Genomic DNA, 22992 nt, shown 5'->3' on the forward strand with positions numbered 1-22992 from the left:
GGACGCCCGGCTCAGGTGTCGATGCGCTCCATGTCCAGCTCGGTGGCGCCGGCGGTGAGGAACGCCCGGCGCGGGGCGACGTCGCTGCCCATCAGCAGGTCGAACACCTTCGCCGCCTCCTCGGCGTCCTCGATGCGGACGCGCCGGAGCACCCGGTGCCGGGGGTCGAGGGTCGTCTCGGCCAGCTGGTCGGCGTCCATCTCACCGAGGCCCTTGTAGCGCTGGATCGGCTCCTTCCAGCGCTGGCCCTTGCGCTCCAGCTCGACGAGCCGCTGCCGCAGCTCGGCGTCGGAGTAGGTGTAGATGTACTTTTCCTGCCCCTTCTTCGGCTTGATCAGCTCGATCCGGTGCAGCGGCGGGACGGCGGAGAAGATCCGCCCGGCCTCCAGCATCGGGCGCATGTACCGGTGGAAGAGGGTGAGGAGGAGGGTCCGGATGTGGGCGCCGTCGACGTCGGCGTCGGCGAGGATCACCACGCGGCCGTACCGGGCGGCGTCGATGTCGAACGTGCGGCCCGAGCCGGCGCCGAGCACCTGGATGATCGCGGCGCACTCGGCGTTCTTCAGCATGTCGGCGACGGACGCCTTCTGCACGTTGAGGATCTTGCCGCGGATCGGCAGCAGCGCCTGGAACTCGGAGTTGCGGGCGAGCTTGGCGGTGCCGAGCGCCGAGTCGCCCTCGACGATGAACAGCTCGCTGCGGTCGTCGGCGGTGCGGCAGTCGACGAGCTTGGCCGGGAGGGCGGAGTTCTCCAGGGCGTTCTTGCGGCGCTGGTTGTCGCGCTGCGTGCGGGCGGCGATGCGGGTCTTGGCCGCGCCCACGACCTTCTCCAGCACCGCCCGGAGCGGCTGCTTCTGCCCGCGCGACGGGTTCTCGAAGATCGCGCGCAGCTCGCGCATCACCACCTGGGAGACGATCCGGGTGGCGGCGGAGGTGCCGAGGACCTCCTTGGTCTGGCCCTCGAACTGCGGCTCGGGCAGGCGGACCGTCACCACGGCGGTGAGGCCCTCCAGGACGTCCTCCTTGATGACGTCCTCGTCGCCGTTCTTCAGCAGCTTGGTGGCGCGGAGCTGCTCGTTGACCACCTTCAGGACGGCGCGGTCGAAGCCGCGCACGTGGGTGCCGCCCTTCGGGGTGGCGATCACGTTGACGAACGACTTGGTGATCGTGTCGTAGCCGCCGCCCCAGCGCAGCGCGATGTCGACTTCGAGGTCGCGTTCCACGTCGGTCGGCGTCAGGTGGCCCTGGTCGTCCAGGACGGGGACGGTCTCGGTGAAGTGGCCGCGCCCCCGGAGCCGGAGCACGTCGACGAGCGGCGCGTCCTTGGCGAGGTAGGTGCAGAACTCGCCGATGCCGCCGTCGAACCGGAACGTCTCGTCGACGATCTCCTCGCCGCGCTCGTCGCGGACGTCGATGGCGAGGCCGGGGATGAGGAACGCGGTCTGCCGCATCCGGTCGAGGACGAGGGCCTGGTCGACCGTGGCGTCCTTCAGGAAGATCTGCAGGTCGGGCCAGAAGCGGACACGGGTACCGGTGACCTTCTTGGCGACCTTGCGGGTCTGCCGGAGGCCCGACTTCTTCTTGAACCGTGCGTTGGGGCGCCCCTCGTCGGCGAACTCCCCGGGAAGGCCGCGCCGGAAGCTGATCGCGTGGGTGTGGCCGTCGCGGTCGACCTCCACGTCGAGCCGCGCGGACAGGGCGTTGACCACGGACGCGCCGACGCCGTGCAGGCCGCCGGACGCCGTGTAGGACACCCCGCCGAACTTGCCGCCCGCGTGCAGCCGCGTCATGACCAGCTCGATGCCGGGCAGGCCCGTCTTGGGCTCCAGGTCGACCGGGATGCCCCGGCCGTTGTCGCCCACCTCGAAGGACCCGTCGGCGTGCAGCGTCACGCTGATGTGGGTGCAGTAGCCGGCGAGGGCCTCGTCGACGCAGTTGTCGACGATCTCCCACAGGCAGTGTGCGAGGCCCCGGCTGTCGGTCGACCCGACGTACATCCCGGGTCGCTTGCGCACGGCCTCCAGCCCCTCCAGCACCGAGAGGTGCCGGGCGGAGTAGCCGTGCGGGTCATCGGTTGGCGCTTCGGCGGTCGCGGCGGTCAACGTGCGTGTGCTCCTCGGGGGTAGGACGGTCGGCAGAAGGGTACCCCCGGACGCCGACAATCCACCGAAAGGCTCGCCGCCGCCGACGTTCCGCACGTCCGCGCGGCGGGCCCGGACGGTTCGCCAGGCTACCCGGACTTCGACTTCTAGACCCGGACGTCCACCTTTAGGTGGGTGTGCGATGAAGGCGGCCGTCCCTAATGTCCTTTGCATGGCGCAAACGATCGAGGTCACCGGCCTCCAGAAGCGGTACGGGGACGTCCGGGCGGTGGACGGGGTCACGTTCGCGGTCGAGGAAGGCGAGTTCTTCGGCATCCTCGGCCCGAACGGGGCCGGCAAGACGACGACGCTGGAGATCATCGAGGGGCTGCGCGAGCCCGACGGGGGAGACCTGTCGGTCCTCGGGCTGCCGCCGTGGCCGCGCAACCCGAAGCTGCTGCCGCGGATCGGCGTCCAGTTGCAGGCGTCGTCCTTCTTCGAGCGGCTGACCGCGCGCGAGCAGCTGCGGACGTTCGGCTCCCTCTACGGCGTACCGGCGAAGAAGGCCGACGCGATGCTTGAGCTGGTCGGGCTGGACGACAAGGCGGACGTCCGGGTGGAGAAGCTGTCGGGCGGACAGGCGCAACGGCTCTCCATCGCGTGCGCGCTCGTGCACGACCCGGAGCTCGTGTTCCTGGACGAGCCCACCGCCGCGCTCGACCCGCAGGCCCGCCGCAACCTGTGGGACGTGCTGCGGTCGATCAACACGGAGGGCCGCACCATCGTCCTGACCACGCACTACATGGACGAGGCGGAGAGCCTCTGCGACCGCGTCGCCATCATGGACTCGGGCAAGATCCTCAAGCTCGGCCCGCCGGCCGTCCTGGTGCGCGGCTTGGACGCACCGGCCCGCATCAGCGTGGCCAGCGGCGTCCTGGCCGTGCCGGACGCGCGTCTCCTGCCGGGCGCGGACGAGGCCGACGACGACGGCGTCTCCCTGACCATCACGACCCGCGACCCGTCCGCGGTGGTCGCGGCCATGGCCGCCAAGGACGCCCTGGACGGCGTCCAGATCCGAGGCGCCACCCTTGAGGACGTCTTTCTGGAGCTCACCGGACGGGAGTACAGGGCATGAGCACCTACGAGAGCTTCAAGAGCCTTTCCAGGGCGATGTTCCTGGGCTTCCGGCGCGACCGCACGGCGCTGTTCTTCACCGTGCTCTTCCCGTTGATGTTCCTGGTCATCTTCGGCGGGATCTTCGGTCACCAGACGACGTCCAAGGTGAAGGTCCTGGAGGTCGGCCAGGCGTCGATCATCGATCAGGCCGTGGCCGGCGGATCCGACCAGCTCGGCAAGGTCATGGAGGTCGAGAAGACGTCCGATCGCGCCGACGCCCTGCGCAAGGTGGAGAAGGGCGACGCGGACGCGGTCGTCGAACAGCACGGCAACCGGCTGGTCGTCCACTACTCGGCGGCCGACCAGGTCAAGTCGGGGACCGTGCGGGGGCTGATGAACTCGATCGTCGAGTCGGCGAACGTCGCGGCCACCGGCAAGCCACCCGCCTACCAGGTGTCCAACCAGCAGGTGGAGGACGACTCGCTCAAGGCCATCCAGTTCTTCACGCCGAGCCTGCTGGGCTGGGCACTGGCGTCGGCGGGGGTCTTCGGGGCCTCCCAGACGCTGGTGACGTGGCGGACCAAGGGCATCCTGCGCCGCCTCCAGCTCTCCCCTGCGCCGATCCCCACCGTGTTCGCGGCGCGCGTCGCGGTGAGCCTCGCCATAGCGCTCGTCCAGTTCGCGCTGTTCGTGCTGGTGGCGCAACTGCCGGTGTTCGGGCTTCAGCTCAGCGGCGCCTGGTGGATGGCGATCCCGATGGTGATCGCGGGGGTGCTCGCCTTCCTGTCGATCGGGATGATGATCGGCGCGTGGGCCAAGACGCAGGAGACGGCCCAGGCGGTGACGCAGCTGGTGGTGCTGCCGATGGCGTTCCTGGGCGGCTCGTTCTTCCCGCTGGACGCGTCACCGGGCTGGATGAAGACGCTGTCGTACATCTTCCCGCTCCGGTATCTCAACGAGGGCATGCTCAATGTGATGGGCCGCGGGCTCGGGCCGTCCTCCGCGCTGCCCCAAATCGGCGTTCTGCTGGGCGTCGCGGTCGTCGGTGCGCTGATCGCCGTGCGCCTGTTCCGATGGGACTCCGCCTAATGTGACCTCGGTCACTTATTGGGCCATTCTGCTGTGGGCGTACGAAGAACCAGGTTGGGAACGCCAGCGTCGGGTTAGATGTTGTCCTAAGTACCGACCCCGAGCATGAGGAAGGTGCCGTGACTGGAGCCCTTGCCCCAACCAAGCCGCTGACCGTCGCCGACCGATGCGACCGCTGCGGCGCCCAGGCCTACGTCCGTGCAGTCCTTGTAGGCGGCGGCGACCTTCTGTTCTGTGCCCACCACGGGCGCAAGTACGCGGAGGCGCTGCGAGCCAACGGGGCCGACATTCAGGACGAGACCGACCGGCTCAACGAAACCCCGGCCACTGCACAGGAAGACGAGCGGTAGCCCTCCAAATAGCACGAGCCCCGCGAACGGCGGTCACCGGCGACGGTGGCCGCCGTTCGCATTTCCGCCCGTTCGGCCCTCTCCAGAGCCAATTGGACATGACTTCGCAGTGTAATTATGTGATCGCATAACGTAGCGAATATCGGACCCTCAGGTGATGCGGATCACTTGATCCACAGAGTTCTCACCCGGCCGTGACATTCTTCACTCGATAGTGATAGGCGCCGGCCCCGGCGAAGCCCTCCGCCTCGTACATGGCCCGGGCCGCGGCGTTCCGTTCGACGACGACCAGGTACGCCCGTTCGCATCCCTGATCGCGTCCCCAGCCGAGAAGCGTCCGCAGCACGCGCCGACCCAGGCCCCGCCTGCGCGCTTCCGGCGCGACGGCCATCGCGTAGACGCCGAGCCACTCCCCTTGGGGCACGCCACGGCCGACCGCGACGCCGTCCAGCGACGCGTAGCCCGCCGGTACACCGGTGAGGATCTTCTCCGCCATCGGGAGCTGATGGTCGTAGCGGCCGTCCACCGACCACCAGAGGTCGAGCCACTCCCTGGACGGAGTCTCCTCGATCTCCACGCCGTCTCGCGTGTAGGTGCCCGCCAGGTCCGTGACCATGCAGAGCGTCGGATCGACCAGTTCGTAGCCGCGCCTCTCCAGGAATCCGTCGAGCCCGTCGGGTCTCGCGCCGGCGTCCATGGAGAACACGGTCGGCAACCCCAGTTCGGTGTAGAAGCGCTCCGCGCTGTCGACGGCGGCTTCCACGTCCCCTGGATCTCCCAGAGGCAGGACCGAGTTGGCCCGCTTGGTGACACCGTCGGCATGGCGCAGCAGCCATCCGCCCATATCCTGGCCGGACGGCGCGGGCCACGCCTCGGCGACGAGCCGGCCGAACTCTGGGAACCGCGTCATCAGTCACCGCTTTCGGGGGAATCGTGCACATCCTGCTGCCGCCGTCGGAGAAGAAGGCTACCGACGGGGACGGTCCGCCCCTCGACCTGACCTCCCTGAGCTTTCCCGGCCTCACGCCGGCGCGGGAGCGCGTCCTCGCGGCCTTGGCCGAAGTGTGCCGGCGGGAGGACGCGCCAGAGGTGCTCGGCCTGCCTCCAGGGCAGACCGAGGAGGCCCTGGCCCGCAACAAGGCTTTGCACGACGCGCCGACGCTGCCGGCGGCGCGGCTCTACACCGGAGTCCTCTACGACAACCTCGATCTCGCCGACCTGGACGCGGACGCCGCCGCCGAACAGATCATCATCTTCTCCGGCCTGTGGGGCGCGCTGAGGCTCACCGACCACGTCCCGCCATATCGGCTGGCCATGGCGGTGGCACTGCCGTCTGAGGGACGTCTGGGAGCGCTGTGGCGCCCGGTGATGCGCGAAGCCCTCAGCCTGGACGGCGATCTGATCGTCGACATGCGCTCCGGACCGTACGCGTCCGCGTGGAAGGCGCCCGGGCCGGCCGTCGCCGTGCGGGTGTTCCGCGAACGGCTCACCGGGGGCGTGCCCAAGCGCACCGTCGTCAGCCACATGGCCAAGGCCACCCGAGGGCGGATCGCCCACGACCTGCTCAAGTCGGGCGCCTCGCCGCGCACCCCCGACGAACTCCTGAAGGCCGTCGCCGACCTCGGCCACACCGCCGAACTCAACGGCGCGAACCTCGACGTCGTCCTGCACGACTGACGTCCCACGACGACAAACCCCCGACGACACGAAGCAGGGCCCCGCACCCGGCGGGGCCCTGCTGTCGAGCGATCAGTGTGCGATCAGTCCAGGTAGTCGCGCAGCACCTGGGAACGGGACGGGTGACGCAGCTTCGACATGGTCTTGGACTCGATCTGCCGGATGCGCTCCCGGGTCACCCCGTACACCTTGCCGATCTCGTCCAGCGTCTTCGGCTGGCCGTCGGTGAGGCCGAACCGCATCGACACCACGCCGGCCTCACGCTCGCTGAGCGTGTCCAGGACGGAGTGGAGCTGCTCCTGCAGCAGCGTGAAGCTGACCGCGTCGGCCGGGACGATGGCCTCGGAGTCCTCGATGAGGTCGCCGAACTCGCTGTCGCCGTCCTCGCCCAGGGGCGTGTGCAGCGAGATGGGCTCGCGCCCGTACTTCTGGACCTCGACGACCTTCTCCGGGGTCATGTCGAGCTCCTTGGCCAGCTCCTCCGGGGTGGGCTCGCGCCCCAGGTCCTGGAGCATCTGCCGCTGCACGCGCGCCAGCTTGTTGATGACCTCGACCATGTGCACCGGGATGCGGATGGTGCGGGCCTGGTCGGCCATCGCGCGGGTGATCGCCTGCCGGATCCACCAGGTGGCGTACGTGGAGAACTTGTAGCCCTTGGTGTAGTCGAACTTCTCGACCGCGCGGATCAGGCCCAGGTTGCCCTCCTGGATCAGGTCCAGGAAGAGCATGCCGCGGCCCGTGTAGCGCTTGGCCAGCGAGACCACCAGGCGGAGGTTGGCCTCCAGGAGGTGGTTCTTCGCGCGGCGGCCGTCCTCGGCGATCCACTCGAAGTCCTCGAGGTCTTCCTCGGACATCGCGGGGCCGGAGACGGCGAGGCGCTCCTCGGCGAAGAGGCCGGCCTCGATCCGCTTGGCGAGCTCCACCTCCTGCTCGGCGTTCAGCAGCGGAACCTTGCCGATCTGCTTGAGGTAGTCCTTGACGGGGTCGGCGGTGGCGCCGGCGGCCGCGATCTGCTGTGCGGGCGCGTCCTCGTCGTCATCGCCGAGGGTGAACCCCTCTTCCTCGTTCGGGGTGTCCGGCTTGGCGCCGGGGGCGGCGGCGGCCTTCGCCGCGGGCGCGGGCGAGGCCTCCTCCTCGGCCTCGGGCTCCTCCACCTCGGCGGCCGCGTCGTCCTCAAGCTCGACGTCGAGGTCGGTCAGATCCTCTTCGAGGTCGACCTCGACCTCGTCGTCGACCTCAGGGTCGTCGCCCTTCTTGGCCGGTGCGGGCTTGGCGGCCTGCGCGGCGCCCTTCTTGGCGGGCGCGGCCTTCTTGCCCTTGGCGGCCGCGCCTTTGGCGGCGGCCTTCTTCGGCGGCCCGGGCTTGGGCGCCGCCGGGCGGGGCTCGGCGACGGCCTCCTCCGGCGCGTCGTCGCCGACGACGGCGGTCACCGTGTCGGGCTGCTCCTTGGCGGCGGCGGCGGTCTTGGGCCTGCGAGCCGGCTGCGTCGCGCGCTTGCGCGGCGGACGCTTGGGCGCCGCGGAGTCGGCAGCGCTCACCATGACGGTCACACCCTCCTTGCTGAGGCTCCGCAGAATGCTGGAGGCCTTCGACACGGGGATGTCGGCCTCCTCGAACGTACGTCGTACGTCGTCGGCTTCGAGGTAACCCTGGGACCGTCCACGCTCGATCAGTTGCGCGATGACGTGATCGTGCAGATCTGACGCTTTCGAGGTCGAGCTAGCAGGCGACACAAATACCTCTCGAACGAACGTGTGGCTTGGTTGACCCAAGTGCCCTGACGGGCCCGGCCTCACACTGGGTGGGACCACACACGGAGCGGACCTCCCGGTGCGGGACCGCAGCGTACCCGCTCTCTCTGGGTCAAGCATTCTGGCACTGCTGCGCATTCCGCCTTGAAGTCCTACCCGGTAACACTCCACCTTAGAGGGCGCGGGACGGTCCTTCGAACGTGCTCCACCGTCTTCGCGCCGTCTTCGGCGGGCTTCACACGGGCTTGGGCGGGACGTGCAGGGCAAGCACGGTCACATCGTCTACCTGCTCATACCCGGCAAGCATCCGATCGACCAGGAAGTCGACGAGTCTCTCTGGATCTCCTACCACTTCAGGTGGGGCGTCCGCTGCCACGGCGACAAGCTCCTCCAGCCCGGCGTCCACCCCACGCCTACGGTTCTCCACAAGTCCATCGGAATAGAACACCACAGTGTTGCCGGTCTCGATGGAAAAACTTGTCTGCTGTCTCTGACTCGGCCAGCCGAGCGGCGTCCCCGGCTCCCGCGTGCTCACGCGCGCGGGCGCGTCAGGCGAGATCAGAAGGGGTGGCGGGTGGCCCGCGTTGCTGAACTCCCCGTGCCCGGTCTCCGGGTCGATCACCACGTAGGCGACGGTGGTGAACTGCTCCTCGTCCTCGGTCGCGCTGAACAGCCGGTCGAGCCCGGCCAGGACGGCGGCGGGACGCGGGTCGTTCAGCGCGAGGGCGCGCAGGGCGTTGCGGACGCGTCCCATTCCGGCCGCGGCGAGGACGCCCTTGCCCATGACGTCGCCCACGGCCACGGCGAGTCGCTTGTCGGGGAGCCGGAAGACGTCGTACCAGTCGCCGCCCACCTGGACGTGGCGTGTCGCGGGGTTGTAGCGGGCGGCGAGGACCATCCCTGGGAGCTGCGGAAGATCGCTCGGCAGGAGGCTCCTCTGGAGCTCCTCGGCGGTCTTGTGCTCGCGCTCGAACAGCAGCGCCCGCTCCACGGCCAGCGCGCACTGGCCGGCGAGCGCCTCCAGGAAGACCCGTTCCTCCTCGGTGATCTCCCTGGGCCGGGTGAACGAGAAACGGAGGGCGCCTATCGGGGCGCCCGCCGCGAGCAGCGGAAGACCCACCCAGGCACGCTCCTCGGTGTGCTGGGCGAACAGGTCCCGTTCTCCGTGGCCGAGCTGCAGGCGCAGGCTGTCGGGGTGCTCGGCCAGGAAGGGCCGGCTCTCGCGCACCGCCACCGACATCACGGTCTGGTCGCTCACCTTGATGCCGTCGCGGGACGGCGGCGCCGTCTCGCTCTCCGCCCCCGGCTGGGACGGAGCCACGATGCTGAGCCGCAGCTTGTCGTCGTCCAGCAGCGCCACCGCGGAGTAGTCGGCGCCTATGGCGGACCGTCCCACCTCGGTGATGACCTGGACGACCTGGGAGACCGTGAGGGCCTCGGCGAGCATGGAGGTGGCCTGCTGGAGGCGCGCCGTGCGCAGTGCCGCCGCCGACAGCTGCTCGGTCAGCCGGCCCCGCATCTCCTCGGCCTCGCGCTGGCCGGTGACGTCGGTGTTGGCGCCGACCCACTCGATCACGGCGTCGCCCTGCCAGATGGGCACGGCCCTGACGTCGAAGTGCCGGTAGGTGCCGCTCTTGGTGCGGATGCGGTAGTTGGTCTCGAAGACCCGGTTGTCCTCGACGCAGTCGCGCCAGGCCGCCTCGATGCGGGGGCGGTCCTCCGGGTGCACCACCGACAGCCAGCCGCCGGCCGCGTAGTCGTCGGGCGTCTGCCCGGTGATGGCGCGCCACTCGGGCGCGTCGTCGATCACGCCGCCGGCCGGGGCGGCGACCCACACCACCTGGGCGCTGGCCTCCACGAGCGAGCGGTAGCGCTGCTCCTTGCGGCGGATGACCTCCTCGGCCCGGCGACGCTCCGTCACGTCCAAGGCCGTCAGGACGACGCCGAGGCGCTCGCCGTCGCCGCCCTTGGCGGGCAGCCAGGTGCACGCCAGGATGCGCTCCTCGACCGCCGTGGCCACGCCGGAGGCCTCTCCGGACGTTCCCTGCGGACCGCCCGCCGGAACGACCAGGTCGAGGTCGCTCACCGGCCGGTCCTCGGCGATCACCTTCCGCAGCGCCGTCTCGAACGCCGCCGCCACGCCCTCCGGCAGCACCTCGGACGGCCTGCGCTGGTGCAGGTCGCCCACGGACACGCCCAGCAGCGCCGCCAGCGCGTCGTTGGCCCTGCGGCAGTGCAGCTCACGGTCATAGAACGCGAGCCCGCCGGGGGCTTCTTTCAGCAAGGTCGCGTACAGTGCGGCGTCGGACGCATCCATGGGCTGCCCCTCCACCCCTGAGACGCGGGGATGCGGGACGGACGTATCGGTGCTCAAGGACAACACCTCCGCCCCAGAGGGTCCCGTACCGCGCGGCAAGTTTTCATCACTATGAGTGAATGGGAGCAGGTTAGCGCTCCCGCCTCCATCACAACACCGGTCGGAGTCAGGTACTCATCATCCCGATCGTTCGCCGCGTACGGAAGCCCTGCTGAACATCCTTGTCCCTTCGGCCCCGGACGAACTCGTCGGATTCGGACACCGTCCCAGAAGGACGCCAGGGCGCCCCGCCCGGACGGCGAGTAGGAGATGTTACGGCGCCGGGGCGTCACGGGGCGTCAACTCGGCCGGTTCGGCGAGTTCCGGCCGTCGTCATCTTCTTCGCAGGCCGGGTTCTACTTCGCGGCTTTTGCGGCGGCCTTCATCTCCTGCTTGAAGGCACGCACCTTGGCGAGCGAGTCGGGACCGGTGATGTCGGCGACGGACCGGTGCGATCCCTCCTCGCCGTACACGCCTGCGGCCTGGCGCCAGCCTTCCGGCTGAATCCCGTACTGCTTCCCCAGCAGCGCCAAGAAGATCTGCGCCTTCTGCTTGCCGAAGCCTGGGAGGCCGTTCAGTCGCTTGAACAGTTCCTTGCCGCTGTCCACGCCCTTCCACACCTGTTCGGCGTCCCCGTCGTAGTGCTCCACGAGGTACTGGCACAGCTGCTGCACGCGCTTGGCCATCGAACCGGGATACCGGTGGACGGCGGGCTTCTCCGACAGGAGCGCCGCGAACCGTTCCGGATCCTGGGCGGCGATCTCGTGGGCGTCCAGGTCGTCGGAACCGAGCCGCTGGGCGATGGTGTACGGGCCGGAGAACGCCCATTCCATCGGGATCTGCTGGTCGAGCAGCATGCCCACCAGGGCGGCCAGCGGGCTGCGTCCGAGCAGCTCATCGGCTTCGGGACGCTGTGCGAGATGAACCTTCGTGGCCATGGGCTCAGCTTAGGGCGGGGTCGGGATGTGTCAGAAGTCTTACGGAGGCTCCCGGAGACCTGGCGGGCGGTCGGCGGCAGTGCTCGAATGGAGAGGTGAACGAGGAGGAACGAGCGGAAGGCAGTCCGGTCGGACGGCGGGTCGTCCTCGGGATGCTCGGCCTCGGCGTGGCGGGGGTCGCCGTGGGGGCGTCCATTCAGGACAAGGTGAGCCGGACCCTGGCACCGGTGGGACCGATCGGGGACGTCCTGCCGGCCGCCGGAGGGTTCCGGTACTACTCCGTCACCCCCGGCGTGAAGCGGCATAGCGCCGCAACCCACCGCGTGACCGTTTCCGGCCTTGTCGACAAGCCCCAGTCGTTCGGCATGGCCGATCTGGCGCGGCTTCCGCAGACGGTGCTCGACAGGGACTTCCAGTGCGTCACGGGCTGGCGCGTACCGGACGTGCGGTGGGTCGGCGTGGCGCTGCCCGATCTGCTCGACGCGGTCGGAGTGTCGCCCAAGGCGCGGGCCGTGCGGTTCACGTCGTTCGACGGCCTCTATACGGAGTCGCTGACGCTGGACCAGGCGCGACGCCGGGACGTCCTCGTGGCGACCCAGATGGACGGCAAACCGGTCACACACGATCACGGCGGGCCGACGCGGCTGTACGTGGCGCCGATGTACGGCTACAAGTCGCTGAAGTGGCTCGGCGGCATCGAGCTGACCGACAGGGTGAGACCCGGCTACTGGGAGGACCTGGGGTACGACGTGGACGCCTGGGTGGGACGGTCGAACGGGCGCAGCGATGAACCGACGTGACGCGTCGAGGTGGCTCGTGCGGTTCACCCGCGCCGAACGGTCGATCCACCATGTCACCGCGCTGCTGATGCTGGTCTGCCTGCTGACGGCGGCGCTGTTGTATCTGCCGATGCTGTCGACGCTGGTGGGCCGCAGGGAGATGGTCAAGACCGTCCATGTGTGGTGCGGGTTCGCATTGCCCGTGCCGATCCTCCTTGGGCTCCTGTCCCGGGCGTTCAGGGCCGACCTCCGCCGGCTGAACAGGTTCGTCATATGGGACTGGGAGTGGCTCAGGCGCAGCGACCGCAGGGCCGTGCGGGACGGACGCGGAATCCTGCCGGTGGGCAAGTTCAACGCGGGACAGAAACTGAACGCCGCGTTCACGGCGGGCGCGATCCTCATCATGCTCGGCACCGGCGAGATCATGACCTTCCCCGGGCCGTGGGGCGATCGGTGGCGAACCGGCGCCACGTTCGTCCACGACTGGCTCTTCCTCATCATCGTGGTGGTGACGGCAGGGCATCTGTGGGAGGCGTCGCGGGACCGCGGGGCGCTCACCGGGATGCTGACCGGGCGGGTGGACGCCGACTGGGCCGCCCGGCACCACGCGCGCTGGGCCGACACCATGAGCAGGTCACGGGACGCCGGTGGAAAATCACCGGGCGACCGGCAGGATGCGCAGGTCAGTGCGGTGGACGACGATCCAGGCGACGCCGCGGGCGGACGCGGCCCAGAATTTGCGAAACGACGTCCGGGTATGTCTTGACTCTCCCGGCAAAAGCGCTGGAATGGGACATCGAGGCGGGGTTCTCGCGGAGTTCCCATACCAGGGTCGGTCCGCGCCGCTCCGTCTCACGCCGGCGGCGTCCCCGCCCGCCGGAACCCCGTGCGCGGAGGTGTACGCAGATGCCTGCACTGGCCGATCACCGGAACGAGATCCGCGACGAGCTCGCACGTCGCCTTTGCGGCGAGTTCGCGACCTTCCCCTCGGACGCGGTGCACCGGTGCGTGGCCGACGTCCAGGCGTGCATGGCCCACCTGGGCCTGGAAGCGACGCCGGCGAGGGTCGAGCGGATGGCGCGTGAGCATCTCACCGGAATCCTGAAGTCGAAGCCGCCCTCTGGGCGGACCCCCGCAGGTGGGGTCGACGGCTGAGCAGCCGGTCACCCGGTCCATGTGACGTGGCGGCGACCCATTCCGGTCTTCGGCCGTGTCCTGGACACCGTCCGCGCCGGATCTGAGAGGGTGGAAGGGTGAGTCCCCGCAGCCGCAGCCGCTCCTCCGGGGACCCGGCCCGGGACGGACCCAAACCCCCGGACGAGGTCTCGGCGATTTTCGACGGCATGCTCAGGCACGCCCGCGAACTGCTCGCCGTCCGCAGCCCCTTGGACGCTGAACTCATCGTCAGCGAAATCCTCGGCTCCTGGTGGGGGCAGCGCATACCTGACGGTGACGTGGAAGAGGTCATTGGCGAGGCCCTGGTCGACTACGCCGCGGCCGCCGGTACTCCGGCCGCGCTGGCGCTGCTCACCGGCATCGCCTACATGGGCACCCCGCGCCAGGCGGCCAAGGCCGAACGCGCGGCACTGGAGCTGATGAGCGAGGGTGTCGCCCGGCCGGGGTGGGCCGACCGGGTGGGAATGGTCGAACCGGAGGCGTGCTTCGCCTCGAGGGACGTCTACGGCGACCAGGACTCCATCGTGTGCACCTACACCTACGGCGGCACCGAAAGGCATGCCCTCGTCATCCTGGTCGATCGCAACAAGGCCGGGGCCGTCCAGCCGTCCGGCGGCCCCTTCGCCCCCGCCGTACGTGCGGGACGGCCTCCGGCGAGCGGGATGGTCAGGGACGCGTGGGTCTCCTCCCGGGTCGACAAGCTGCTCGACCACTGCCGCCGGGAGGGCCGGGACAACCCGCTGATGCGATTCGAGACCCTCGACCCGCGCGATACAAAAGCCTTGCTGCAGAGCGCCCTCGATCTCACCGACGACACCGACGACCCGCCGGTGAACGAGAACTTCGGCTCTTACCACGCGTTCGTCCGAGCGCGTGTGGACATCCTTCCGCCTGGTGGGCGGCTGCCCCAGCCGCCGGTGTACGGGCGCGACAGGCGCGCCACGATCGCGGCCCGGTTCCTCGCCTCGGACGAGGCGGAGGAGCTGTCGGACCTGTCCGCCGCGAGCCGCTGCGTGGACCGGATCATCGACTACGGCTGCGCCCACGACTTCGGCCGGCCGTTGCGGGTCAGCCCGATCAAGTGCGAGATGTTCCTCCTCGACTGGCTGCCGCGAAAGGTCCTCCTCTCCCCATCGGAACAAGAGGCGGTCCCCCACGTCCTGGCCGCATGGGTGCGATGGGCCGGCAAGCGCACGGGGCTGCCCGAAGAGGGCGTCAGGGCGACGCTCGACGCCCTCTGGGACGCCACCGCGAAGTTCGCCGAGGCCTATCGGGACCCGTCCGCATTCGGCCTCGACCGTGAACTGGTCGACCGCCTGCTACCCGACGGCGACCTGGAGGCCCTGCCCCGGCGCGCGTTCGCCCTGCCGTTCCTGTCGGGCACGCACAGGCGCTCGGGACGGCACGGCTTCGTGAACCTGTCGACGCTCGATCCCTCCGACCCCGGCGACCGCCGCGTCATCCTGGAATTCGAGCACCCGGGCGCCGGCGAAGAGCACCTTGACGCGCACGAACGCCTCGCGGAGAGGCTGTGGAACGGCGACCCCCCGCAGCTGTGGGACACCGCCCAATCCCTGCTGGACGTCGGCTATGAACGGCACGAGATCCTGCACAAAATCATCGACGTCCTCAACCGTTCCGGGGACGATCCGGAGGCGCTCCGAGAGGCCCTGCGTGTGCTTCGTCACGAACCACCGCCCGAGTGAACTCCCGGTTTGCGCGCGGCGCTCCCGGCGACAATCATCGGTTCCCGGGCATGGTCTCGCGGGGGCCCGGGGGCGGGCCTCCGGTCGTAGGGAGTGATCTTGTTGGAGTGGTCCGAGTTCGCCCGGCGGCTGGGACGTGAGCTGGCGGGTCTCGAACGGGACACGATCCTCATCGTGCGCGAACGCGATGAGAGCCGTCACTACGTCCAGGCCATGCGCGAGCCCGACCGGCTCTACGCCGAGGCGGTCAGCAACAACTTCCTCGAAGGACCGCTTCTGCTCACCCTGGCCGACGAGGAGGTCATGAGCGACGCGGGCTGGCGCCCGCCCGCCGAGCCCTCCCCGCGCAACTGGTGGACGGAGCTGCCGGAGGCGGGCATGCCAGGCGGAATGCTGAGCGTCACCGGCGGGGACTACTCGCGGCTGGCGGACGTGATGGTCACGGCACTGCGCGACGTCCAGGGCGTCCGGCGCCCGTCCGATCTGGTGTACGAGTCGTTCCACCGGCACGGTACCGGCCTCATAGAGCTGCTCGATTTCGGGATCGACGTGGCCGACCCGTCACGAGTGAACAAGCGCCGCGCGTCGTCGGGCGGTGCGCTGCCGGAGGCGAACCCCTTCCCGGCCGGCCCTCCTCCTGCGAGCGCTCCGATGGCGCTGGAAGAGCAGAAGCCGAAACAGGAGCAGTCGCATCCGCTGGAGCAGAAGCCGCCCGGCATGAGCGCCGAACTTCTCGAACCACGCCTGGCCGAGGCCAAGGCGAACGGCGACAACACGACCTACTTCAGGCTGCTGGCGAGTGCCGACCTGGTACTCCCGGCGACCGCCTCCGCCGTGGAGGACCCCGACCGCGCCGAGTTCCCCACCATCACGATCGGCAGCGGCACCTACGTGACCGTGTTCACCTCGCCGGGCGCCCTGGCGCGCACCGGTGACCGGCACCCGGGCCTGTACCGGCGCACGTCGTTCACGCAGCTCGCGTCCAGCTGGCCCGACCCCGCATGGCAGCTGGCCATCAACTGGGGCCTGCCGAGCGAAGTCCTGCTGGACTCGTCCGTCATCAGCCGCCTGCAGGGCGGCCAGGGCACGGCTCCCGCAGCGGAGCGTGAGGTCGCCAATCCCTACGGGACGGTCGATCCCACCGCGCTGTCCGGGCCGAACCCGGTCGCCGGTGGCTCGGCTCCCACGGTCAACGGTTCGGGCCCAGGCGCGGACCGTCCGCACGACGATTCCCATACGGCGATCGACCCGTACACGGCGGCCGACCTGCGGGCGGCGCTCGAAGCCAGTGCCGCCGAACCGGAGACGCTCGCCCCCGAACCGGAGAGCCTTCCCTCCGAGCCGGTGGCGGCAACCCCTCTCAGCGCGCCTGCGCCCGCCGACAAGGCGACGAGCCGGGCGGCCGCTCCCGCCGAACCTCCTGCCGGCGTCGCGATGCGGCCACCGCACGGCACCCGGCTCTGGCGTTCGACCAGCGAAGAGGACCAGACCCCCCTTGCGATCTACGACGCCATAGGCGGGGTCTGGGCGCCGGTAAGGGCCGACGCCGTTCCGGCTCCACGGACCGAGTGACCCGCCGTTCGGCTACCGTCGAGTACCGAATCGTCGGCCCGCGGACGTGAAAGTGGATCCCGAGTGGACTGGAACGACTTCGCCAAACGGCTGACTCTGGAGCTTTCACGGCTGCCGGTCACATCGTTCCTCATCGTGCAGGGCCCGAGCGGTCTCCCCTATGTCCAGGCCATGCGGTCCGAAGGGGTGCTCGACGCCGAGGCCGTCGGCAGCGCGTTCCTGCCCCGCCCGCTGGCGCCGCGCCAGGAACGGCGGCTGAGGGCGCTCGGATGGGAACCGCCGGACGAGGAAGAGCGCAAGAACTGGTGGGACCGGCTCACCTTCCGTGAACGCGGTGGCCGCGCCTCCAACGAGCTCCTTGAGTCGTGCGCCCTTCTCGCCGGGCAGATGATGGGCGCGTTCCGCGACGTCTACGGCGTCGAGTCCCCACTCGAACTCGTCTATCAGGCGAGCAAGTCCGGCCCTGACGGCGGCCCTCTGGCCTTGCCGGGCCTCGGCCTCCCGCTGGCGGTCCCCGAGGACGAGGGGCGCCCCGCCCGGTCCTCGGCACGTCGTGCGCGGCCGTCCGGGTCCACCCTGGAGACGGCCCTCACCGAAGCCCGGGAACGCGGCGACCAACAGGGCTACCTGGAACTTCTCGCGCGCGCGGTCCTGTACCTGCCGGCGCCCGGCGACCCGGAGGGCGGCGAGCACCAGTTCGCCACGGCCCAGTTCGGCGGCGGCACCTTCGTCCTGGCGTTCACCTCGCCCGAGGCCATGGACCGCTCCCTCCAGGGCCAGGCCGCCCACCACCGGCAGGCATCGCTGGCGGAGCTGTCCAGGCACTGGCCTCATCCGGAGTGGCAACTGGCCGTGAATCCCGGCCTTCCGAGCGCGGGTTACCTGGACGCCAACGCGCTTTTGGAGCCGGAGGCGCCCCGGCCTCCTGCCGCCCCGAAGCCTCCCGCCCCGACGGACGTCCTGGTGGCCGGCCCGTCGCACACACCGTCGTCGCGCACCCCGCGCACGTCCCGCGCCGGGACCCGCGGCACCCGGACGGCCCGAGGCGACGCACCCGAGGCGCGGCGCGCCCCCAAGGCGCCACAGAGACCCGAATCGCCGCCGGCCCACCCGGAGCCACCCCCCGCCGTCGCCGCGCCGTCACGGGCGCCCACAGCCCCGTCCGCGCCGCGCCGGCCGGCTCCCGCTCAGGAGTCTCCGGCGCCGCCGCCGCGCTCCCGTCCCGAGGTGCCTGCGGCCAGGGAGACCCCTGCGGACCCGCAGGGGTTGCCGGTGCACACGCCGCCCAATCCGTCCCGCGAGACGCCAAGCGATCCCAACGGCCTGCCGGTGGCGCCGCTCTACGGCCAGCGTGACCGGGCACAGGCCAAGACCAGGGAACAGTCCATCCCGACCGCCGCACAAACCGACGACACGTCCCAGGTCATGGTGATGCAGAAGGTCGTGCGACCGGAACACGTGCAGCACTATCTGGAGGGCGGCTACGACCTTGTCGCCGGCTACGTGCACCGGCTACAGGATGTACAAGAGATCAGGTCTCCGGCGGCGCTGATCCGGGCGCTGGGGCTGGTGTACGAAGGGTCGCCCTTCTCCCCCGCGGACGAGCAGCTCTTCATGCTCCGCTGGCCGGCGGTGAAGCCCGCTCTGTTCCGGCGTCCGCTCGGCGGTATCGACGAGTGGAGCATGGGCATCATCCCCGGCGGCTGGGTGATCGAGAAGGCGCCGTTCCCCGGGTCGGGGTACGCGCCCGGAGACGGGCCCGCCATTCCCGAGTTCAAGATCGAGAGCCAGCGGCTGCCGCACGGGGCGGAGATGTACCGGCTCGAAGCGCGCGGCACGGAGAGCCTGGCGGCCCAGTACGACGCCGACCTGCGCAGGTGGCTCGTGAAGCTGCCGGGAGGACGCGCATGAGCATCCGGCACGGGTTCTACGCGGGCTGGCGGGGCACCGAGTACGAGGCGAGCCCGGACGGCGACCTTGTGCGGCTCTACGTCGCGCAGCATGCCGACGGGTTCCGGCAGATAGCCCCGGACCGGTACGTCCAGGTGGTGCCGCTGTCCGACGTCGACCATCTCCAGTACGTCACCACGCACTGCATGTGGCGTGGCGAGCCGTTCGTGGTCCTCGGTGAGCACGAAGGCTGGCTGCGGGTGGAGTACAGCGGCGGGAAGGCTCCCGTGGCCGAGCGACTCGGGCTGGAATCGTTCGACCGCGGCGTGTACCAGGCGTGGGCGTCCGGCCATGAAGTCGAGGACCTGCACGAGGAGACCGTCTGAGGCACGCGGATCGGTGGTAGGTCTTGGGCATGGCGGTCATGGACATCAACGCCGACCTCGGCGAGGGGTTCGGCATCTGGGAACTCGGCAACGACGTGGCGCTGCTCGACGTCATCACGAGCGCGAACGTGGCGTGCGGGTTCCACGCGGGCGATCCGCTGATCATGCGCCGGGTGTGCGCGGCCGCCGTCGAGCGCGGCGTGACCATCGGCGCTCAGGTGTCGTACCGGGATCTGGCCGGTTTCGGACGCCGCGAGATGGACGTCGCCGCACCGGAACTCACCGCCGAGGTCCTCTACCAGCTCGCGGCGCTGGACGGCATCGCCCGCACGGAAGGCGGGCGCGTGGCGTACGTCAAGCCACATGGCGCGCTCTACAACAGGATCTCTCGCGACCCTGTGCAAGCCCGTGCGGTGGCCGACGCGGTGCGTGCGTACGATCCGTCGCTGCCCCTGCTGACGCTTCCCACTTCCGCGGTGCATGATGTCGCCGACGGGCTGACCGTGGTGGCCGAGTGCTTCGCCGACCGGGCCTACACGCCGTCCGGCGGGCTCGTGTCCCGCCGGGAGCCGGGGGCCGTCGTCCACGATCAGAAGGCCGTCGTGCAGCGGGCCGTCCGGATGGCCGTGGGCGGCACCGTCGTGGCCGTGGACGGCACCGAGGTCGCGTTGAAGGCCCGGTCCATGTGCGTGCACGGCGACACGCCGGGCGCGGTCGCGCTTGCCCGGTCCGTCCGTTCGGCCCTGTCCGAAGCGGGGGTCGCGCTGGAGCCGTTCGCGTGAGAGTGCTGCGGGCCGGTGGCGCGGCCTTACTCGTGGAGACCGGCGACCTGGCGACGGCGCACCGGCTGAACGCCGCCCTGCGGGACGCCCGGCTGCACGGTGTGGTGGACGTCGTACCCGGGGAGCAGACCGTCCTCGTGGTCGCGGACCCCTCGGCCGACCTCGACCGGCTCGCCGCGCGGATCCCGAAGTTGCGACTGCCCGGCGACGCGGAGGGCGACGTGGACCCGGTGGAGATACCGGTCGTCTACGACGGCGAGGACCTCGACGAGGTCGCCGCCCTCACCGGGCTGTCCCGCGACGAGGTCGTCCGCCGGCATTCCGCGGCCTCGTACACGGTCGCCTATCTGGGGTTCTCCCCTGGCTTCGGCTACCTGTCGGGACTGGACCCGGCGTTGCATGTGGCCCGGCGGGAGTCGCCCCGGACGGCCGTTCCGGCCGGTTCGGTCGCGATAGCGGGGCCGTACGCGGCCGTGTACCCGTCCCGGTCGCCCGGCGGCTGGCGGCTGCTCGGGCACAGCGGGCTGCCGCTGTGGGACGTGACGCGCGACCCGCCGTCCCTGCTCCGGCCGGGCATGCGCGTGCGGTTAGTCCCCGGGGGGCGTTCTTGATCGAGGTCGTCAGGCCCGGGCCGCTGGCGACCGTCCAGGATCTCGGCAGGCCCGGTCACGCCCATCTCGGCGTGCCGCGTTCCGGGGCCGCCGACGAGCGCGCGCTCCGGCTGGCCAACCGGCTCGTGGGCAATCCCGAGGGCGTGGCGGGCGTGGAACTCACCTTCGGCGGCGCGACGCTGCGTTTTCACGAACCTGCTTGGATCGCGGTGGCCGGAGCCCTGGCGCCGCTCAGTGTCGATGGCCGCGCCTACGGGACGCACGCGCCCTGCTATGTGGCGGCCGGCGGCGTCGTCGACGTCGGTACGCCCCGCTCTGGGCTTCGCACCTATCTCGCCGTCCGAGGTGGTGTCACGGTCGATGCGGTTCTTGGGAGCCGCTCGACCGATCTCTTGTCCGGCCTGGGCCCGGCACCACTGGCGGCGGGCGACCGTCTACCGGTCGGTTCCGCCGAAGGACTTGAGGAGATCAACGTCGACATCGCGCCCACGTCACCCATGCCGGAGACACCGGTCCTGCGCATCGTGGCCGGGCCTCGCGACGACTGGTTCACCGACGAAGCGATGGCCACGCTCACGTCCGCGCGGTACGAGGTGTCGACGGACAGCAACCGCGTAGGCGTGCGGTTGGACGGGCCACCCCTCGCCCGCGCGCGCGAAGGCGAACTGGGCAGCGAAGGCATGGTCACGGGTTCTCTCCAAGTGCCGCCCAGCGGGCTGCCCATCATCTTCCTGGCCGACCATCCGACGACCGGGGGCTACCCGGTGGTCGCGGTGCTCGACCCCACCGCGGTGGCCGATGCGGCGCAACTGCGCCCAGGGCAGATGCTCCGCTTCCGTCTCTAGGTCAGCGGCCCCAGGTCAACGGCCACTATGTCAGCGGCGCAGGTGCGGACCAGTCCAGGTGCGAGACATCGTTGAACCCGCGGATCGACGACAGGTCGCCGAGCCTGACGAGCCGCGAGATCGACCCGTTGTCCGGGGCGAGGAACGCGAACGGCCTGGCACCCGTGGCGGACGCGAGCGCCTGCGCGATCACCCCGCCATGTGTGAACACCGCGATCCGGCCGCCCGCGTGGGCCGCCGCCAGCCGGGTGAGGCTCTCCTCGACGCGCCCGGCGAACGCCTCACTCTTCTCCGCTCCCGGAATGACGTCCCAGCGCTCCTCGGCGAACATCCGCTGGGCGACCGGATCGTTCTCGGCGACCATCTTGCGGAACAGTCCGCCCTCCCATTCACCGAGATGGACCTCGCGCAGGCCGGCCTCGACGCGCGGCTCCAGTCCGAGGCGGCGGGCCAGCGGCTCCGCTGTCTCCACTGTGCGGCGCAGGGGCGTCACGTAGACGGCGTCCAGGTTCTCCTCGGCAAGGCGCTCACCGACGCGTTCGGCCTGTTCGCGTCCTTCTGGCGCCAGTTCGGGGTCGCCATGGCCGTCAACGAGCGGGAACGGCCGGCCGGGGCGGGCAGGGGCGGAGGCGCCGTGCCTGATCAGGAGCAGTTCGGTGGCGCCGTCCGGCGGCTTGTACCGCGTCTGCCTGTACTCGGTCGGCTCGTCACGCTCGTCCACGCTGGGCACCCTAGACGACGATTCGACAGCGAGGCTTCACCGGGGTCTCGCAATGAGCAGCGCCGTGTATCAGGACAACAGCGGCCTCAGGCGGTTCACCTCGTCCTTGAGCGGACCAGCGGGAACGTCCTCGAACGCGGTCACCGCCAAATCGCCGTCTTTGGGTTCCCAGACGCCGGCGACCCGTCCCTGGTAGAGGACGACAGGTGAGATCCAACCCGCTGTCCGGCTCACCTGGTTCCTGTGCTCGGCGGGCACCAGATAGGTCGCGCCGGTCCCCGCTCCCAGCACGTACTGGTCGAACGCACCGAGAAGCCGGACGGACGTGGTCGGCTCAGTGTCGAGCAACTCGTCCCTGTGCTCTTCCAAGACGTACATGGGCACGCCTTCGACCTCGACGGTGGCCAACCCATCCTCCGCAGCGGCGAACCACGCCTTGACGTCCCCCTTCCGGTTCTGCTTGCGCATCAACCAGTTGTCGAACATGTCCGGGGTCGCCGGGCCGTGGGCACCGAGGTATCCGTGGATGACGGTGCGGGCGGCGTTCTCCATGGCGGGCAAGCCCGTCCAGCCTGGCAGCCAGTGCGCCGGTGAGGTGAAGGTGACCCTGGTTCCTTGGGACGGCCCGTAGCAGAGCACGCCCCACCACGCGAGCGGCTTGAGGAGCGTCCCCCAGCCGGAGCCGAGCACTTCGGCGAGATGCTGCGAGCCCGTCTCGTCGACCACGGCTTGGGCGAGTTCCTCGCGGGTGAGCGCGGCGCCGCCCGCCAGCGCGTCGGAGGCGGCCGCGGCGATCGCCTCCAGGTCTGCCGGTGTGGCACCGAAATTCCGCTGCCAGCTTGGCTTCTCCCAGTTGCGGACGGCCGAGCACAACACGAGATGGGCGGCGGCCTCGTCCGAGGGCAGAAGATGCAGGGTGCCTCGCGCCGCCCAGGTCTTGACGAGCGTCCTTTCCTGCAGCAGCGCCCCTGCGACCGCACCGGCCGCAGGAGTCCGCTGACGCACCGCGACGGCGAACTCGGCCGCGGACGCGACCTGCGCCTGCACACCCGCGAGTCTCCGGGCGATCTCCAGCGGGGACGCGGCCTCCGCCGTCTCGACGAACTGCCGCCGCATCCGCCAGGCGAGCACCTGATCCCACGTCACCGAAGACATGTCCCGATTAC

Annotated in this window: 21 protein-coding genes; 14 read left to right on the forward strand and 7 right to left on the reverse strand. The window is 70.3% G+C overall.

Annotated elements, in window-relative coordinates; genetic code table 11:
• Positions 1-11: 11 nt before the first annotated feature.
• The gene (locus ACQPZP_RS31770; RefSeq protein WP_433473391.1) at positions 12-2102 is read right to left on the reverse strand and encodes a DNA gyrase/topoisomerase IV subunit B; all 2091 of its coding nucleotides are present in this window, start codon (positions 2100-2102) and stop codon (positions 12-14) included.
• 211 nt (positions 2103-2313) lie between these two features.
• On the opposite strand from ACQPZP_RS31770, the gene ACQPZP_RS31775 reads away from it, so the two are divergent.
• From ACQPZP_RS31775 to ACQPZP_RS31785, 3 genes are all read left to right on the forward strand, one after another.
• Positions 2314-3216, forward strand: coding sequence for an ABC transporter ATP-binding protein (locus ACQPZP_RS31775; protein ID WP_433473392.1), 903 nt, complete (start codon positions 2314-2316; stop codon positions 3214-3216).
• Positions 3213-4286, forward strand: a complete 1074-nt coding sequence (locus ACQPZP_RS31780; RefSeq protein WP_433473393.1) for an ABC transporter permease — start codon at positions 3213-3215, stop codon at positions 4284-4286. The genes ACQPZP_RS31775 and ACQPZP_RS31780 overlap by 4 nt, the downstream gene beginning before the upstream one ends.
• A 119-nt stretch (positions 4287-4405) precedes the next feature.
• Positions 4406-4636 (forward strand): DUF7455 domain-containing protein, encoded by a 231-nt coding sequence (locus tag ACQPZP_RS31785; RefSeq protein ID WP_433473394.1) that lies wholly within the window; start codon positions 4406-4408, stop codon positions 4634-4636.
• A gap of 184 nt (positions 4637-4820) precedes the next feature.
• Here ACQPZP_RS31785 and ACQPZP_RS31790 read toward each other — a convergent pair whose 3' ends face one another.
• Positions 4821-5546, reverse strand: coding sequence for a GNAT family N-acetyltransferase (locus ACQPZP_RS31790; protein WP_433473395.1), 726 nt, complete (start codon positions 5544-5546; stop codon positions 4821-4823).
• Positions 5547-5569: 23 nt separating this feature from the next.
• Between ACQPZP_RS31790 and ACQPZP_RS31795 the strand changes: the two genes are divergently transcribed.
• Entirely contained in the window at positions 5570-6313 is a 744-nt protein-coding gene (locus ACQPZP_RS31795) for a YaaA family protein (protein ID WP_433473396.1), read from the forward strand.
• A gap of 83 nt (positions 6314-6396) precedes the next feature.
• On the opposite strand, the gene ACQPZP_RS31800 is transcribed toward ACQPZP_RS31795, so the two are convergent.
• The 3 genes from ACQPZP_RS31800 to ACQPZP_RS31810 all read right to left on the reverse strand — a co-directional run bounded on the left by ACQPZP_RS31800 (position 6397) and on the right by ACQPZP_RS31810 (position 11358).
• Complete coding sequence (locus ACQPZP_RS31800; protein ID WP_433473397.1) at positions 6397-8046, reverse strand: RNA polymerase sigma factor; 1650 nt, start codon at positions 8044-8046, stop codon at positions 6397-6399.
• Positions 8047-8299: 253 nt separating this feature from the next.
• On the reverse strand, positions 8300-10381 hold the full coding sequence (locus ACQPZP_RS31805; RefSeq protein ID WP_433479706.1) for a SpoIIE family protein phosphatase: 2082 nt from the start codon (positions 10379-10381) through the stop codon (positions 8300-8302).
• Positions 10382-10776: 395 nt separating this feature from the next.
• Positions 10777-11358: an HhH-GPD-type base excision DNA repair protein gene (locus ACQPZP_RS31810; protein ID WP_433473398.1), complete on the reverse strand. Its 582-nt coding sequence runs from the start codon at positions 11356-11358 to the stop codon at positions 10777-10779.
• A gap of 95 nt (positions 11359-11453) precedes the next feature.
• Here ACQPZP_RS31810 and ACQPZP_RS31815 point away from each other — a divergent pair, with 95 nt between their 5' ends.
• The 10 genes from ACQPZP_RS31815 to ACQPZP_RS31860 all read left to right on the forward strand — a co-directional run bounded on the left by ACQPZP_RS31815 (position 11454) and on the right by ACQPZP_RS31860 (position 21105).
• Complete coding sequence (locus tag ACQPZP_RS31815; protein WP_433473399.1) at positions 11454-12158, forward strand: molybdopterin-dependent oxidoreductase; 705 nt, start codon at positions 11454-11456, stop codon at positions 12156-12158.
• Positions 12145-12903, forward strand: coding sequence for a cytochrome b/b6 domain-containing protein (locus ACQPZP_RS31820; protein WP_433473400.1), 759 nt, complete (start codon positions 12145-12147; stop codon positions 12901-12903). Before ACQPZP_RS31815 ends, ACQPZP_RS31820 begins: the two co-directional genes overlap by 14 nt.
• 140 nt (positions 12904-13043) lie before the next feature.
• On the forward strand, positions 13044-13292 hold the full coding sequence (locus ACQPZP_RS31825; protein WP_433463061.1) for a hypothetical protein: 249 nt from the start codon (positions 13044-13046) through the stop codon (positions 13290-13292).
• Positions 13293-13480: 188 nt separating this feature from the next.
• Positions 13481-15019 carry a hypothetical protein gene (locus ACQPZP_RS31830; protein WP_433479707.1) on the forward strand — a complete coding sequence of 513 codons (1539 nt, stop codon included), beginning with the start codon at positions 13481-13483 and terminating at the stop codon, positions 15017-15019.
• Positions 15020-15118: 99 nt separating this feature from the next.
• Positions 15119-16591, forward strand: a complete 1473-nt coding sequence (locus ACQPZP_RS31835) for a TY-Chap domain-containing protein (protein ID WP_433473401.1) — start codon at positions 15119-15121, stop codon at positions 16589-16591.
• Positions 16592-16654: 63 nt separating this feature from the next.
• On the forward strand, positions 16655-18502 hold the full coding sequence (locus ACQPZP_RS31840) for a TY-Chap domain-containing protein (protein ID WP_433473402.1): 1848 nt from the start codon (positions 16655-16657) through the stop codon (positions 18500-18502).
• A complete protein-coding gene (locus ACQPZP_RS31845; RefSeq protein ID WP_433473403.1) occupies positions 18499-18867 on the forward strand; it encodes a hypothetical protein in 369 nt (122 codons plus the stop codon). The genes ACQPZP_RS31840 and ACQPZP_RS31845 overlap by 4 nt, the downstream gene beginning before the upstream one ends.
• 29 nt (positions 18868-18896) lie before the next feature.
• Positions 18897-19649 carry a LamB/YcsF family protein gene (locus ACQPZP_RS31850; RefSeq protein WP_433473404.1) on the forward strand — a complete coding sequence of 251 codons (753 nt, stop codon included), beginning with the start codon at positions 18897-18899 and terminating at the stop codon, positions 19647-19649.
• Positions 19646-20260 (forward strand): 5-oxoprolinase subunit PxpB, encoded by a 615-nt coding sequence (gene pxpB, locus ACQPZP_RS31855; RefSeq protein ID WP_433473405.1) that lies wholly within the window; start codon positions 19646-19648, stop codon positions 20258-20260. The genes ACQPZP_RS31850 and pxpB overlap by 4 nt, the downstream gene beginning before the upstream one ends.
• Entirely contained in the window at positions 20257-21105 is an 849-nt protein-coding gene (locus ACQPZP_RS31860) for a biotin-dependent carboxyltransferase family protein (RefSeq protein ID WP_433473406.1), read from the forward strand. Before pxpB ends, ACQPZP_RS31860 begins: the two co-directional genes overlap by 4 nt.
• 25 nt (positions 21106-21130) lie before the next feature.
• Here the strand turns inward: ACQPZP_RS31860 and ACQPZP_RS31865 are convergent, their stop codons facing one another.
• Positions 21131-21826, reverse strand: a complete 696-nt coding sequence (locus ACQPZP_RS31865; protein WP_433473407.1) for a histidine phosphatase family protein — start codon at positions 21824-21826, stop codon at positions 21131-21133.
• Between the two features lie 69 nt (positions 21827-21895).
• Positions 21896-22981, reverse strand: coding sequence for a winged helix DNA-binding domain-containing protein (locus ACQPZP_RS31870; protein ID WP_433473408.1), 1086 nt, complete (start codon positions 22979-22981; stop codon positions 21896-21898).
• Positions 22982-22992: the final 11 nt, after the last annotated feature.

The sequence above is a fragment of the Spirillospora sp. CA-142024 genome, assembly GCF_050942325.1.
Classification (GTDB): Bacteria; Actinomycetota; Actinomycetes; order Streptosporangiales; family Streptosporangiaceae; genus Spirillospora.

Excerpts from the sequence above, each read along its gene's own strand:
- ACQPZP_RS31830 (WP_433479707.1), top strand. The coding sequence starts at position 13,481 with ATGCTCAGGCACGCCCGCGAACTGCTCGCCGTCCGCAGCCCCTTGGAC.
- ACQPZP_RS31820 (WP_433473400.1), top strand. The coding sequence starts at position 12,145 with ATGAACCGACGTGACGCGTCGAGGTGGCTCGTGCGGTTCACCCGCGCC.
- ACQPZP_RS31790 (WP_433473395.1), bottom strand. The coding sequence starts at position 5,546 with ATGACGCGGTTCCCAGAGTTCGGCCGGCTCGTCGCCGAGGCGTGGCCC.
- ACQPZP_RS31825 (WP_433463061.1), top strand. The coding sequence starts at position 13,044 with ATGCCTGCACTGGCCGATCACCGGAACGAGATCCGCGACGAGCTCGCA.
- ACQPZP_RS31805 (WP_433479706.1), bottom strand. The coding sequence starts at position 10,381 with ATGGATGCGTCCGACGCCGCACTGTACGCGACCTTGCTGAAAGAAGCC.
- ACQPZP_RS31780 (WP_433473393.1), top strand. The coding sequence starts at position 3,213 with ATGAGCACCTACGAGAGCTTCAAGAGCCTTTCCAGGGCGATGTTCCTG.
- ACQPZP_RS31810 (WP_433473398.1), bottom strand. The coding sequence starts at position 11,358 with ATGGCCACGAAGGTTCATCTCGCACAGCGTCCCGAAGCCGATGAGCTG.
- ACQPZP_RS31870 (WP_433473408.1), bottom strand. The coding sequence starts at position 22,981 with ATGTCTTCGGTGACGTGGGATCAGGTGCTCGCCTGGCGGATGCGGCGG.
- ACQPZP_RS31775 (WP_433473392.1), top strand. The coding sequence starts at position 2,314 with ATGGCGCAAACGATCGAGGTCACCGGCCTCCAGAAGCGGTACGGGGAC.
- ACQPZP_RS31845 (WP_433473403.1), top strand. The coding sequence starts at position 18,499 with ATGAGCATCCGGCACGGGTTCTACGCGGGCTGGCGGGGCACCGAGTAC.
- ACQPZP_RS31850 (WP_433473404.1), top strand. The coding sequence starts at position 18,897 with ATGGCGGTCATGGACATCAACGCCGACCTCGGCGAGGGGTTCGGCATC.